15 protein-coding genes and 1 tRNA gene are annotated in these 12,387 nt (G+C 69.2%); 5 read left to right on the top strand and 11 right to left on the bottom strand.

The features are described 5' to 3' along the window. The first annotated feature begins 479 nt into the window (after positions 1–479). Positions 480–1,364 (top strand): PIN domain-containing protein, encoded by an 885-nt coding sequence (locus L0B03_RS00520; protein ID WP_250442686.1) that lies wholly within the window; start codon positions 480–482, stop codon positions 1,362–1,364. A gap of 129 nt (positions 1,365–1,493) precedes the next feature. Further along, on the top strand, positions 1,494–2,621 hold the full coding sequence (locus L0B03_RS00525) for a beta family protein (protein ID WP_250442689.1): 1,128 nt from the start codon (positions 1,494–1,496) through the stop codon (positions 2,619–2,621). On the opposite strand, the gene L0B03_RS19665 is transcribed toward L0B03_RS00525, so the two are convergent. Then, positions 2,545–3,156 carry a sce7726 family protein gene (locus L0B03_RS19665; RefSeq protein ID WP_374204847.1) on the bottom strand — a complete coding sequence of 204 codons (612 nt, stop codon included), beginning with the start codon at positions 3,154–3,156 and terminating at the stop codon, positions 2,545–2,547. The two genes, L0B03_RS00525 and L0B03_RS19665, sit on opposite strands and share 77 nt — an antisense overlap. Before the next feature lie 32 nt (positions 3,157–3,188). On the opposite strand from L0B03_RS19665, the gene L0B03_RS00535 reads away from it, so the two are divergent. Next, positions 3,189–3,656, top strand: a complete 468-nt coding sequence (locus L0B03_RS00535; protein ID WP_250442693.1) for a hypothetical protein — start codon at positions 3,189–3,191, stop codon at positions 3,654–3,656. A 33-nt stretch (positions 3,657–3,689) separates the two neighbouring features. On the opposite strand, the gene L0B03_RS00540 is transcribed toward L0B03_RS00535, so the two are convergent. Further along, entirely contained in the window at positions 3,690–4,490 is an 801-nt protein-coding gene (locus L0B03_RS00540; protein ID WP_250442695.1) for a DUF5677 domain-containing protein, read from the bottom strand. A gap of 586 nt (positions 4,491–5,076) precedes the next feature. Here L0B03_RS00540 and L0B03_RS00545 point away from each other — a divergent pair. Next, on the top strand, positions 5,077–6,162 hold the full coding sequence (locus L0B03_RS00545; protein WP_250442698.1) for a tyrosine-type recombinase/integrase: 1,086 nt from the start codon (positions 5,077–5,079) through the stop codon (positions 6,160–6,162). A 143-nt stretch (positions 6,163–6,305) separates the two neighbouring features. On the opposite strand, the gene L0B03_RS00550 is transcribed toward L0B03_RS00545, so the two are convergent. The 3 genes from L0B03_RS00550 to L0B03_RS00560 all read right to left on the bottom strand — a co-directional run bounded on the left by L0B03_RS00550 (position 6,306) and on the right by L0B03_RS00560 (position 8,431). Next, positions 6,306–7,013 (bottom strand): hypothetical protein, encoded by a 708-nt coding sequence (locus tag L0B03_RS00550; protein ID WP_250442700.1) that lies wholly within the window; start codon positions 7,011–7,013, stop codon positions 6,306–6,308. An 82-nt stretch (positions 7,014–7,095) separates the two neighbouring features. Then, positions 7,096–7,707 (bottom strand): hypothetical protein, encoded by a 612-nt coding sequence (locus L0B03_RS00555; RefSeq protein WP_250442701.1) that lies wholly within the window; start codon positions 7,705–7,707, stop codon positions 7,096–7,098. A 58-nt stretch (positions 7,708–7,765) separates the two neighbouring features. Then, positions 7,766–8,431, bottom strand: a complete 666-nt coding sequence (locus L0B03_RS00560) for a hypothetical protein (protein WP_250442703.1) — start codon at positions 8,429–8,431, stop codon at positions 7,766–7,768. Positions 8,432–8,541: 110 nt separating this feature from the next. Between L0B03_RS00560 and L0B03_RS00565 the strand changes: the two genes are divergently transcribed. Further along, positions 8,542–8,952, top strand: coding sequence for a hypothetical protein (locus L0B03_RS00565; protein ID WP_250442705.1), 411 nt, complete (start codon positions 8,542–8,544; stop codon positions 8,950–8,952). Between the two features lie 632 nt (positions 8,953–9,584). Here L0B03_RS00565 and L0B03_RS00570 read toward each other — a convergent pair. The 6 genes from L0B03_RS00570 to L0B03_RS00595 all read right to left on the bottom strand — a co-directional run. Further along, positions 9,585–9,674 (bottom strand) — tRNA-Ser (locus tag L0B03_RS00570). 114 nt (positions 9,675–9,788) lie between these two features. Then, the gene (locus L0B03_RS00575) at positions 9,789–10,199 is read right to left on the bottom strand and encodes a hypothetical protein (protein WP_250442707.1); all 411 of its coding nucleotides are present in this window, start codon (positions 10,197–10,199) and stop codon (positions 9,789–9,791) included. 107 nt (positions 10,200–10,306) lie between these two features. Continuing rightward, the gene (locus L0B03_RS00580) at positions 10,307–10,915 is read right to left on the bottom strand and encodes an ATP/GTP-binding protein (protein WP_250442710.1); all 609 of its coding nucleotides are present in this window, start codon (positions 10,913–10,915) and stop codon (positions 10,307–10,309) included. Then, the gene (locus tag L0B03_RS00585; protein ID WP_208057151.1) at positions 10,896–11,324 is read right to left on the bottom strand and encodes a DUF742 domain-containing protein; all 429 of its coding nucleotides are present in this window, start codon (positions 11,322–11,324) and stop codon (positions 10,896–10,898) included. The genes L0B03_RS00580 and L0B03_RS00585 overlap by 20 nt, the downstream gene beginning before the upstream one ends. 7 nt (positions 11,325–11,331) lie before the next feature. Next, entirely contained in the window at positions 11,332–11,772 is a 441-nt protein-coding gene (locus L0B03_RS00590) for a roadblock/LC7 domain-containing protein (protein ID WP_372435075.1), read from the bottom strand. Between the two features lie 67 nt (positions 11,773–11,839). Beyond that, positions 11,840–12,387: hypothetical protein (locus tag L0B03_RS00595; RefSeq protein WP_250442712.1), on the bottom strand; the 548-nt coding region annotated here is incomplete at its 5' end.

Consider the following 12,387-nt stretch of genomic DNA (forward strand, 5'->3'; position numbering starts at 1 on the left):
GCATGACGATGCGTGCTGCGACCCCGTCAGACCCCAAGGATGCCCGGAACAGCGCCCGGAGAGCCTGGTCCTCGTCCAACTCTTGGTCACTCGAGGGTTCGCTCATGCGCCCCACCCTGGGCGCTGGGGTCGACGACGCGGAAGCGGGTTGGGACATCTGTGGACAGCGCCGCGCCGACGTGGGCGCGGCATCGGAGAACTAGCTTCCAGGACGTGGCTCAACCACTGCCGCTCAACGAGGTCCGGTCCCGAGCGGCGAAGTTCGCCATCGACTGGGTCTGACTCGGGCACGGGGGCTAGCGGTGCTGTCGCTCACGCCATGCCGTCTGGCCTTCCTGGGCCCTCTCCGCAGAGGGTCACGCGGGCGGTCCACCGCGTGCGGGACCGGTCGGCAGGGACACGGCGGCGGAGGAAGTGGTGGGGCTGAGTGCCGGAGTTGGTGGGGAACAGACGCGATCACTCACCGACATACTGGTCCGATGAAGGTGCGGCCGCTTCCGACGGTGACTGGCGAGCGCGCCGAGGCGGTTCTTCGCGAGGCAGCGAACACCTTCGAGAACATGCGCGGCTCGTCTCACGACCCGTTCGAGCTCTACAACGGCTACCTGCGGAGGGCCGCCGAGCAGCTCAAGGTGCTCTCGTACGTGCTGCCAGCCGTCGACCTTGATCGGCTCATCACCACCCCGCGCTACTGGATGCTGCACGGCATCGACCCGGCCGGGAAGGGGCCGGTCCTGGCGACGCTGCTCGATCTCGAGCTCGACGAGAAGATCCGAGCTCTTGAGGAGGCAGCCCGTTCCCTCGCTGATGACCGGTACCAGTTCAGTCATGCCGAGACCATCGTGGTGCCAGACACGAACGTGCTCTTGCACCATGCCTGCTCGGTGGGCAACATCCAATGGGCGCGCCTTGCGCCTCCCGGCGCACGACGGGTGATGGTCGCGGTTCCGCTCGTAGTCATCGACGAACTCGACAACGCCAAGCGCCGGTCAGAGAAGAACGCGACGGGAACGGAGACGGTCCGCACACGCGCGCGCCGGACCTTGTCCGCCCTCGAAGACTTCTTCCGTGACTCCCTGACGCACACGATGGAAGGTTCGCGGCCCGTTACGGAGTTCGTCCTCGTCCTCGGCGACCCCGAGAGGCCACGTCTGCTTGACGCGGACTACGAGATCATCGACACCGCTCGAGCGATCTCCGATCTCTCGACAACGAAGACTGTCATCGCGACCGCCGATGCCGGGATGCGGCTCCGTGCGCGCGCGGCGGGGGTCGAGGCCGTGGAGCCACCTGACTACGAGAGCCCGCCACCGACAGCAGCCCCCGAACTCAGGGGAGCGCAGAGTGCAACGGAGCAGCCGTAACCCCTGGCGGCGCGCCCGCCGACCGGGCGCGCACCCGCTCAGCCTGCGCCTTCGGGTTAATACGCCATCCCAGGACCGCATTTCGCACTACAAGCCACGACCGCTCCGCTACGTTGCCAGTAGTGGCGCATGGACACCGGACCGGGGGAAGCAATGGTCGAGCGAAAGTACGTTCCGATCCTGAAGGGCAAGATGGGCGAGCTAAACGCCCTCGGCAGGATGGGACCCGACGAACTGGCCGGTGCCCGCCCGTTGGTGGAGGTGATCGGCGGCCCAACGGCTGACGAGAAGCCCCGCGAGGAGGTCATCGCTGCCGCGGTGAAGCGGATCGCGAACGCGTGGCCCGCCGGCCGCCCGCCCCTCGCTCTAGACGCCGCCGACCTCGAACCAGAGGAGGCCGACTCGGACGAAGCCCACCCGGGTCAGGACGCGCCGGCCGTCCGCAGGATTATCGACCATCTGCAGCAGGGCGGCGTCAGTGCCGCCCCCGTCGTGCGTCTAGCTGACCCGCCGGAGAACTTCGAAGCCTTGCGGGAAAGTTGCTCGCGAGACGGTCACGGCGCGCTCATCAGGGTGACACCGAACGACCTTGACGACTCGGTCCTTCCCCTTGACCGTCTGATCGAGGCCCGCGTGCAGGACCTCGGCATCAACTCGCCAGCCCTCGTCGACGTCGTTCTCGACTTCGGCGCGGTGGGGGACGAGAACGCTGTCGCCATCGCATCACGCCTCGGGCGGTTCCTCGTAAGTGACCTGACGCGGCAGCCGTGGCGAACAGTCGCGGTTGCCGCGGGGGCGTTCCCATCGGATCTCTCAGGTGTGCAGGCGAACACGTTCGGCGTGCTTGCCAGACTCGACAAGGCTCTCTGGCAAAACCTCAACCGGCTCGATGTTGGGAGGCCCCTCGACTTCGCGGACTACGCAGTCGCCCATCCGCTCCTACCTGTCGGCGGCGCGTTCGCAGCCCCACCCCAGCTCCGGTACACGGTGGATGACGCATGGCTCGTGATGAAGGGGCGACGGCAGGATCGCCGCGGGCATGCGCAGTTCTTTGACATTTGCCGTGCGCTCGTGGAGCGCGAGGGGGCGGCCTTTCGCCCTGACCTGTCGTGGGGCGACGACTACATCTGGGCTGCCGCGCAGTCGGTGGACTCGCCTGTTGCTCGGCCGGGGAACGCGACTACCTGGCGGTCGATCGCGACATCGCACCATCTGGCATGGGTAGTGCGCTCGCTTCGCGAGCGGGACGAGCCCTGAGGTGGTCTCGGACAGTGCAGGAGAGTTCTTCGAGCGTGAGGTGTTCGACCAGCAGGTCCCACAGATCCCAGCGTGTCAGTCTCGAGGTTCGCTCACGGATACCTCGGTTCTGGACAACGGCGGCGGCTTCGTCGCGCCAGAGGAGTTGTGCGAGAGCCAGTGGATCAACGGACGAGTTGCGACGGGCGGGGCGCACGTCCTCCAGGGTGGCGTGGCTGCCCGACTCGCGCGCGACGATGACACCCCACCACTCAGGTACATGAGACGCGAGGGTCTGAGACCATCGCTCCTCGATCACGATCGTGACGTAGTCCAGGCACCGCTCGTAGACCTCGCGCTGTCGCGGGAGTCGAGTAAGCCTGTCGCGGGCGGACTTGATCTCGAAGCCGCTCAACGCGCCGTTGACCACCCCGACATCGACCCGCGCCTCTCCGAGGCAGAGGGACAGCTCCGGCCACACCCGCGTGTCCGGATCGTGCGCGTGATCGGCTGCGAGCTGCTGCAGGAGCGCGTGCCTGATCTCCCCGTCGCGCATGCTGGCAGTCTAGGCACCGTCGGAAGGTTCGCATGACCGGGGAACCTGATGTGTTGGCTCGCGCCATCGCGGTTGCCGCCCTCGCGTTGACGGTGCTGCAGATGGTGCTCGCTTCCAGGCGAGGACTGTGGACGCGCAGGGCCGCGAACGTCGGTGACCTCCGCCGCACCCTCGAAGAGCTTCGCTCGGTGCTCGACTCCGCCCGGGACACGCGCGGAGCTGGCAACCTCTGGACGCAGACGATGGACGCGCACATGTTCAGTCTGCGCGAGCAAGTGGCGGAGGTTCCGGATCGCAAGCTGAGCCGCTTGGCCCGACGCCTTCACGACGAGGTCGTCGCGATCCGGGGCATGGCAACGCCAACCAACGAGGACCTGCTCGATCGGGGAGTCTCGTTGAATGTCGAGCAGCAACGCTTGCTCGAACGCGCCCGCGCCGACGTCGGGGCGTCCCTGACACGAGTGAGCGTCTGCATCCGGATGGGTGGACGCCAAGGCTGACGTAAAGACCGCGCATGGAGAGTTGGTTCGGCCTCAGCCTCCTGGGGCCGACTGCGCCGGAGCCGGCTCCTCGTCGATGCCAAAGCGCTCGAACGTCCAAGAGCGAAGCCTGTTGATCCAGCCCTCGATGGCCTTCGCGCCAAGGTCCGGAGCATCGGGAAGGAGCAGCCCAAGCTCGAAGAAGAGCATCAACGACATCGCCTGCACCTCGGCGACGTTGCGGTCGTCGTCCGCGATGAGCCCCTTGATGCCCTGGTCGCCGACTCTCCTGGTGATCGAGTCAATCAAGGCGCCTGGCGCCGCGTGCGTCTCCTCGGACCACGCCGTGAACAGTAGCTCGTACTGGTTCAACCGCAGCGGCTGATCGGAAGCCTCCGCAAGGGCACGCGCTGTCTTGCCCGACCAACTCTGTGCCCAGGCGATCTTGCCGTTGCCCTTCACAGTGCGGAACTCTCCGACGGCGCCGCTCGCGAGGAACCCGACCAAGCGCTGTCGGTGATCGTCATCTACTGGCCGGCCTGTGGCAGCGTCGTACTCGATCCGCGCTAGAGCGGCGCGCGCCGCCTGCAGGAGGCCGAAGTTCGCGAAGCGGAGCGCAGCCTCGTTGCGGTCGCTCGCGCGGTTCAGTTCCTCAGCGGCGAGCACAAGCTCGTACAGTTGCCGCGCTGGCGCTGTCGCGATCTCCCAGTGGCCGTCCGCGGTAAGCAGTCGAACCGCCTTGAGCGCGTTCACGCCCCGGACAAACAGCGCGATGTCGAACTGGTGGGTCTCGGAGGCCATCGTTCGGACCGCGGCGAGGGCGATGTCTGCGGCGCGTGTGACCTCGTCGACCACGGCGAACGATACGCGCAAGCGGGTTGATGGACCCGGGACGATCGAGAAGCCGTGGGTTGCACCCGGTCCTGGCCGACGCGAGTTCTTCTTCTTCCTGCGGCTCATCGACATCCCACCAATCGGTGCCAGTGCGGCCCACGCTGGTCGCTGGCAGCTCACTTCAAGTGCCGCGATGCGACCCCCAACGACGACGCGGACTTGCAGACGATCGTCCCATGGTCCAGTCGCCGCGTCTCACCTCTTGGTGCTCAGCCAAGATTCGAGCATCCCGCCTACCTCGTTTCGGCCTGCTCCGGGTCCGCTGGCTCAGTGGAACTCCCGAAACCCGCGTCGCGGAACGCGGGCCTTCGGACGCCAGTAGGGGTGCCCTGGTTCGCTCAGGGCGCTAACGAGACCGCCGCTGGGGCAGCTGTCTGGGGTTCCTGGGGTGGTCGCGCGCGGGTTCACGATCCGCTTCTCCGGCGGAGGACACCCGTTGAAATGTCGCTTCCCGCAGGTGTCGTATCGCCGGGTGTTGTCGGTCCTGCCGGCTAACGTCGACCTTGATCGGAGCAGCGCCGCGCGGCTCCCGAAGGGAGAGCAGCCGATGACTTCCGAGGTGACTATCCTCGACAAGCTGCCCGCTGACGACGTCGAGCTCGTCGAGAGCCTGCCCGTCCTGACGGACCGGCAGAAGGAGCTCATCACCGAGGCGCTCGAGCGGCGGGTCGCGTCCGGCACGTTCAAGTCGTACTCGTCGTCGTGGCGTACGTGGGTGGCGTGGTGTGCGGACCCGACCCAGCACCCTGACGGGCAGCCGCACGTCCCGCTGCCGGCGCACCCGCTGTCGGTCAGTGCGTGGGTGTCCGAACGCGCCGACGATGGCCTGTCCGTCTCGACCCTGACGAAGGACCTCGCGGCGATCCGGTTCTTCCACGAGCAGGTCGACCTCGACGACCCCACCTCTAACCGCGGCGTGCGGATGGTCATGGCCGGGTTGCGGCGTCGCGCCGTCGAGGAAGCCAAGCCGACGAAGAAGGCACACGCGATCACGACGAACGAGGTCCGCCGAATCGTCGCCAAGGAACGCATCGACCGCCGCACCCTGCGCGGCAAGCGCGACGTCGCGATCATCCTGCTCGGCTTCGCGGCCGCGCTGCGACGGTCCGAGCTCGCCGACCTCCACGTGAACGACGTCGAGTTCAAGGGCTCCGATGCGCTCATCACTCTTCGCAAGAGCAAGGGGCAGCGGACAGCCAAGACCAAGAAGGTGATCGTCGGGATCACCGCCGGCCACGACCCGCAGACCGACCCCGTGCTCGCGCTGCGCCGGTGGATCAAGGCCGCCGGCATCTCCGGTGAGGACTTCCTCTTCCAGCGGATCGCGCCCGGCGCGAACTGGGTCACGATCCCGACCGGGGTCGACAAGGAGGGACGCCCACGGGTCAACCGGATGACCGGTCAGGCGATCGCCGAGATCCTCATCGCCCGCGCCACCACAGCGGGCCTCGATGGCATCGGCATCACCGGGCACTCACTGCGTCGCGGTCACGCCACAGCCGCGGGCGAAGCTGGTGTCGACCCGGTGCGCCTCGCGCGCACCACCCGGCACAAGAATCTGGAGACCTTGGCCGAGTACATCGAGCCCACCGCGGTGCTCGGTGACACCACAGCAAGGGAGCTCGGGCTGTGAGAAAGCTCCCGCCCACCGGGGGATCGACCTCACCTAGTAGACGCGGCCGGAGCAGAGGCCACTGAGAACGTCCAAACCACGTAGGCCCCCTGAGGCCCGTCACCACCACGGTGGCGGGCATGGAGGCGTCGACCTAGGTGACGTCAGGGACCGGTGTCCTCGGACAGCCACGTCAGGGACCGGTCGGCCTCCTCGACGCTCATCAGCGGTTCATCCCGCTCTGGTGCTCGCTGCGGACGGGCTGCTTCGCCCGCAGAAGGGGTGGCCTCGCGCCGGGCGTCCTCGGCCTTCCACGCCGCAAGCACCTGGGCGCGCTCGGAATCGCCCAGCAGGCCGGCGAAGGGCGAGTTCTGCCGCAGGTCGCGCCCCCGCTCGCCCGGGTCTGTGAGGGCCAGGAGCAGATCCTCGAGCGGGCCGTCGAGGAGTTCCTCCCAGGCGTCGAAGTCGCGGTGCGGGCCGTGGGCCTCGTGGACCCGACGCATACGCTCGAGGTTCCGTCGCGCGAGCTCCCGCGCCGCAGCTGGATCAGCCGCCACCTTGCCCGCCACGGCCACGTTCAGCACAAGGCTCCGACGCTGATCGCGGGTCCACCCGGCCGTGGTCGGCAGCGCGCCACGCACGACCGCGAGAGCCTCGGCGGCGTCCGGTTCGGCGTTCAGGTCCTCGTCGCGCAGCGCGGCGGCGTCCGCGCGCGCTTGGTCGAGCCAGAGTTCCTGCGGGTGCCTGACTCGTGCGGGCGTTCCTGGTGGCGCCGCGGGGCGCGGCACGACCTCGCCGGTCTCCGAGAGGCCGGCGTAACCGCCGCGCGCTGGTGCAATCCACCTGCGGTGTTCGGGGCGCGCGTCGCTCACTCCGGCACCTCCTGCCTCGTCTGTCGGCGGTCTGCGTCCATTGTCGCCGTGGGGAGTCCCGTGCCGGAAGTGCCTGCAAGGCTCAGGGGGTCGGCCATCCCGGTGTCACTGGGTCGATCCGTCCAGAGGCGAGGTCAGCCCACGCCTGGTCGAAGGTCGAGGGGTCTGGGTACCCGGACCCGTTCACATCCTCGCCGAGAAGGTCGACCATCGCGTCCCACGACAGCTGGTGACCGGGCGCGTCCAGGAGTGCGCGCGTCAGAGTGAGCAGCGCATCGAACCAGTCACGCACGAGGGCGATCGCGACTGCCTCGGCGGCGTTCGGGTCCGCGCCCGGCGCGAGGGACGCCCAATCGACAGGCTCACCTGAGGCTGTCATGACCCACCGGTACTCGTGAGCGTCGTCCAGAAGCGCCTCCACGAGCTCGCCCGCGGCCGCCGATCCCGCCAGGCGCTCCACCGCGTTCTCCGACCCACGAACGCCCGCGCCCAGCGTGAGCGGCTGGGGGGACGACTGCGTGTTCTCCACGGTGACACCCATGCCACCCATGCCGAGCGCAGCTCGCACGAGCACCCGGCCTGCTTCCCACGCCGTGTTGATCACGTGGTCCGGCACGGTGTCCGGGTCGGCGGGGTCGTAGCCGGGCAGGTGTGGCTTGAGGTGCTGGAGGGCGAGGGCACGGTTCGAGATCACGCCGGGTCCCATCGGCAGGCTGGCGTGACGTTGTAGTGGAACACCGGGTTCTCGAGGGTCAGCTGGGACCGCCTCCGTCGCGCGCCTGCCGCTCGGTGTAGGCCCGCGCGGCCAGTGCCTGGGTGAGCAGGATTTCGGGTGGCGTGTTCGGGTCGCCAGCTACATAGGTCGTGGCGGTGTCGAAGTTGAAGTGCTCGAACTGGCGCTCGATGTCTCCGTGACTAGCGGGGGTTGCTCGGCGCGCTGGCAGTGCCCCGACCGCGCTGAGAAGGTCCCGTACCACTTGCGTGAGGTCATCGGCTTGGACGCGGAGTGCGTCCTCGCCTTGTGCGGGGTGGTCCTCGACCTCGAGGAGGACGCGCTGCGCTCCGCGGATGGCGTCGGGCCCGCGCACCGTGAGGCGGACGAGTGGCCCGTCGGCGGGGGCATCGACGGTGCCGTCGCCCCGGCCGACGCGACCGGTCTTGGTGTTCACCGTGATGACGGCGGCGTCCTTGCCGGCCGCGACGACCTCGATGAGCTCTTCCGGAAGGGCGGCCTTGACCGCAGCGTGCACCGCGGCGAGGGCAGGGTCCGCGACGTGGTCGACGTCGAGGATGACCAGCGCGCCCCGGTCGGGGGTCGGGGAGATGAGCCGCACGGTCGTCGCTCCCGCGTGCGCTGCTGCTTCGGTGATCGCTGGGAGGTGTCTAAGGACGGTGTCGCGCCACTCGGTGGGGTCCATCTGCTCATGGTGCCACCACCCGGTGACGGGTATAAGTGCAGGTCAGGCGGCACGCTAGCGTGCTAGCGGTACTGCTGTGGAGCGTCTCGGAGGGAGTAGCGTCCTTCGCTGTGGGGGACCGAATGGGCGTCGCAGGCCCGATGACCTGCGTCGAGCTGGTCGCCGCCCTGACCGTCGAACTCGAGCGTGACCCGGTCGACGCGGACTGGGCTCTCCGGCTCGTGGGCATGACCGTGGACGGCCTGCGTGACATCGCCCACCAGGGGGACACGGCATCTTGGGGGCTATTTGCCGCCGCTCCGGGCCTCGAGCGCCTACCGGTTACGTGGGCGACCTTGGTCGCGGGTGTCATCGGGCACCACGCGCGCATCTGGACTGGTGACGCACCGCCCTGGTGCGACATTGCACCACTCCCCACCCCGTGGGCGCCATGGCGTCCTGGCCGGGTCCCGCGCCGCCCCATCAAGGGCCTGCGTGACCTCAACGTCCTCCTCGACGCCAGCTGGTTCGAGACGGTCTGACGGGCAGGCGCGGTCAGCCCTGGGCCGACGGCCGGAAGCTCTCGGCCGCCTTCGTGACCGGGTCCACGGCCGGGCCATCCGGGTACGCCTCCAGGTACGCCGCCCGCGCGGACGCAGTGAGGCTCGCGGTGTCGTGGGCGCACACATCGCCTGGTCGTGGGTCACACATGCGAGGGCCTTTCCGGGCGTTGACCTGTGGGTTCACTTGACAGTACGTGCTGGGGCCCACGGGCGTGGGCGTCCCCGAAGGTCGCGGCCAAGTCCGCGAGGTCGGACTCAGCGCCGTGCGCGCGCATGACGGGCGCACCTCGTCGGAGCAGGCTTCGCTGCGTCACCGGAAGACGGTCCGGGCCGCGGCCTTCACAGGGCCAGCACTGGACGAGCTGCAGCAGTTGCGCGCTAGCCAGCTCGGCGGGGATCCCGCACTCAGGTGGCTCACCCGTCCGGGCTACCCACGGTCTCAGCGCGTGAGACTCGGGCGCGGCACAATGCAGCAGCGACCATCAGGCCGTTAGCCACCTCGTTAGCCAAACGTTAGCCATCCGCTACCGAGTGACGCCGGTCACGGTATAGACAGGACAAACAGTCCTAGGCAACCTCTGTCGCCTCTGACCTGCACATTCATCCCGGTGCGGAGGGCAAGGGATTCGAACCCTTGAGCACGGGGTCACCGCACTAACGGTTTTCAAGACCGTCGCTTTCGGCCGCTCAGCCAGCCCTCCCGGACCCGGCCCTCGCGGACCGCGCCCCGCCGTCCGAGGACGGCGCGCCCATTGTGCCAGGCGCGAGCGTCAGACCTCCCACCAGGGAGGACCTCGGGCCCCTCGGCAGAGCCGTCAGGCGTCCCACCAGCCGGCGGCCCGCCCGGGCGAGACCACCTCGAGCCCGTAGATGGCCGCGACCCGGGCGAAGAGCGGGTCGTAGGTCGCGACGCGGTCGATCTCGGGGTGCGCGACGGCGACCCCGAGCTCCATCGCACGGAAGGGGCTCAGCACCGAGGCGGCCATGGCGGCGGCTTCGAGGGACTGGTCGAAGAAGCGCACCACCTCGATGGTGGTGGCGACCTCGTGGGCCTTGGCCCGGGCGACGGCGTCGAGCCCGTCGGCGGCCCGGCTCAGGTCGGTGAGCCCCACGGGGGAGGTCACCAGATCGGCGGCGTGCTCGTGGGACCACCGCATCCACGAGGCCGACTCGGGCCCCGGGACCAACGACCGGCTCAGGGCCGTGCCGTCGGCGTAGATCAACATCAGGGTCCGTCCTGCTCAGGCGCGCGCTCGGGGTCGGTCACGAGCCTAGTCAGGAGACGACGACGGCGGTGCGGGCGTCACCTCCGCACCGCCGTCGTCAGACCGGGTCAGCCGCGCAGGCGCTCCATGGCGAGCTGCACGAGCGAGATCAGCGTCTGCTTGGTCGCGGCCCGCGACCGCGCGTCGGTGTACATGACCGGCACGTGAGGCGGGATCGAGAGGGCCTCGCGGATGTCGTCCAGCTGGTGCCGGGCGACGCCGTCGAAGCAGTTGACCGCGACGACGAACGGGATGCCGCGGCTCTCGAAGTAGTCCACCGCCGGGAAGCACTGGTCGAGCCGCTCGGTGTCGACCAGCACCACGGCGCCGATCGCGCCACGCACCAGGTCGTCCCACATGAAGAGGAAGCGGTCCTGGCCCGGGGTGCCGAACAGGTAGAGCCACAGCGACCCGGGCAGGGCGATGCGACCGAAGTCCATGGCGACCGTGGTGGTCGTCTTGCGGTCGGTGACGCCACCGGCGTCGTCGACCCCGACCGAGTGCTCGGTCATGGCGGCTTCGGTGTTGAGCGGCTCGATGTCAGAGATCGAGCCGATGAAGGTCGTCTTGCCGACGGCGAAGCCGCCGGCGACGACGATCTTGACGACGGTGGGGGCGGCACCCGCGCTGACCGGTCTGCGGTCGGCCACGGCGGCGTCAGAGGGCTGATATGCCATTGAGAACACTCTCCAGCACGCTCAGGGACAGAGCGGGGGACTGGCCGGTGTGGACACTGACCGGCGTGGACGTGTGGACACGGAGGTGCTGGGACTCAGCGAGATCCATGACCAGGACGCGGACGACACCGAGGGGCAGCCGCAGCATGGCGGACAGCTCGGCGACGGACACGAAGGTGTGGGCTGCGTGCTGGATGATCGCGCGCTTCTCCGGGGGGAGCCCGTTGCTGGCCGCCCCGGGAAGCACCTCGACGAGGGCCTCGAGCGGCAGGTCGGAGTTGGCCGCGCGCACACGACCCCCCGTGACCGCGTAGGGGCGGACGGTCCGTGCCTCGTACTCGACGCCGTCGTCGGGCCCCGGGTCGGCGTGCCGCCCCGGGGTCCCGAAGGTCTCCTCGATGTTGGTCATCGACGGATCACCCGACCGAGGCTCGGACCGCGCCGTCGACCGGGAGGTTGCCCCGCATCTCGGTGACGAGCTGCGGGGTGAGGGTGGTCTCGGTGCGCGAGACCAGCATGGCCATCTCGTACCCGATGAGCCCGACGTCGCAGCTCGACTCGGCGACGACGGCGAGCACCGAGCCGTTGGAGACGCTCATGAGGAAGACGAAGAGCTCGTCCATCTCGATGATCGCCTGACGGACGTCACCGGCGTGCAGCTGACGGGCCGCCCCACGGGTGAGGCTCGACATACCGGCGACGATGGCGGCCATCTGGTCGCCGCTGGTGCGGTCCAGGTTCTCCGACATCGCCATGAGAAGACCGTCGGCAGACACCACGAGCGTGTGCCGGGTACCAGGGACGGTCCTCACGAAGTTGTCCAGGAGCCAGCCGAAGTTGGCTGCCTCTGAGCTGATCTCTGTCACGCTTCCTCCTCGAGGTTGCCGACTGCTTCAGACATGCGGCGGCTGGGTGTGCACGCGGTCACCATGAGGTGCTCCGCTGGGTCAGATCGGCGCCGGGCACGGTCACGGGGTTGCCGTGACCGTCGGCCGAGCCGTCGTCTCCACCGACGGAGCGGGTGCCGCCGTCGGAGCTCTGGGGGGTGGTCTCGTCGGCGGCCTGACGGCCCCGCGAGGTTCCGGACTGGAAGCTCGAGAGCAGCGACCGCACCTGGTTGGCGTCACGGTCGGCCCGCGGGCCCGACTTGGAGGTCTCGATGGCCGGGGCCGCCGGGATGGTGCCCGGGGTACGGCGCACGAGGGCAGAACCACCCTCGGCCGGGACCGCCTTGGGCCGGTACGCCGACAGCTGGCTGAGCTCGGCGAGGGCCTGCTGGGCGATGTCGGCCCGCTGGGCCAGCATCGACGTCGCGTCGTCGTCGAAGGCCCGACCGGTGGACGGCTCGGGGGTGAAGCTCGTCTGGGGCGAGAACCCGCGCGGGGCCGTGGCCGGGTGCGGGACCTCACCCGTGGTCGCCGAGGCCGAGGCTCCCGGACGCGCGGGCGGTGGCGTCCAGCCCTGCGGGGCCG

The organism is Actinotalea sp. C106 (genome assembly GCF_023630195.1).
Taxonomy (GTDB): Bacteria; Actinomycetota; Actinomycetes; order Actinomycetales; family Cellulomonadaceae; genus Actinotalea.

Coding starts and splice junctions, on each gene's coding strand:
- L0B03_RS00535 (WP_250442693.1), top strand. CDS start 3,189: ATGACCGGGGAACCTGATGTGTTGGCTCGCGCCATCGCGGTTGCCGCC.
- L0B03_RS00585 (WP_208057151.1), bottom strand. CDS start 11,324: ATGACCAACATCGAGGAGACCTTCGGGACCCCGGGGCGGCACGCCGAC.
- L0B03_RS00545 (WP_250442698.1), top strand. CDS start 5,077: ATGACTTCCGAGGTGACTATCCTCGACAAGCTGCCCGCTGACGACGTC.
- L0B03_RS00575 (WP_250442707.1), bottom strand. CDS start 10,199: ATGTTGATCTACGCCGACGGCACGGCCCTGAGCCGGTCGTTGGTCCCG.
- L0B03_RS19665 (WP_374204847.1), bottom strand. CDS start 3,156: ATGCGCGACGGGGAGATCAGGCACGCGCTCCTGCAGCAGCTCGCAGCC.
- L0B03_RS00580 (WP_250442710.1), bottom strand. CDS start 10,915: ATGGCATATCAGCCCTCTGACGCCGCCGTGGCCGACCGCAGACCGGTC.
- L0B03_RS00520 (WP_250442686.1), top strand. CDS start 480: ATGAAGGTGCGGCCGCTTCCGACGGTGACTGGCGAGCGCGCCGAGGCG.
- L0B03_RS00525 (WP_250442689.1), top strand. CDS start 1,494: ATGGACACCGGACCGGGGGAAGCAATGGTCGAGCGAAAGTACGTTCCG.
- L0B03_RS00560 (WP_250442703.1), bottom strand. CDS start 8,431: ATGGACCCCACCGAGTGGCGCGACACCGTCCTTAGACACCTCCCAGCG.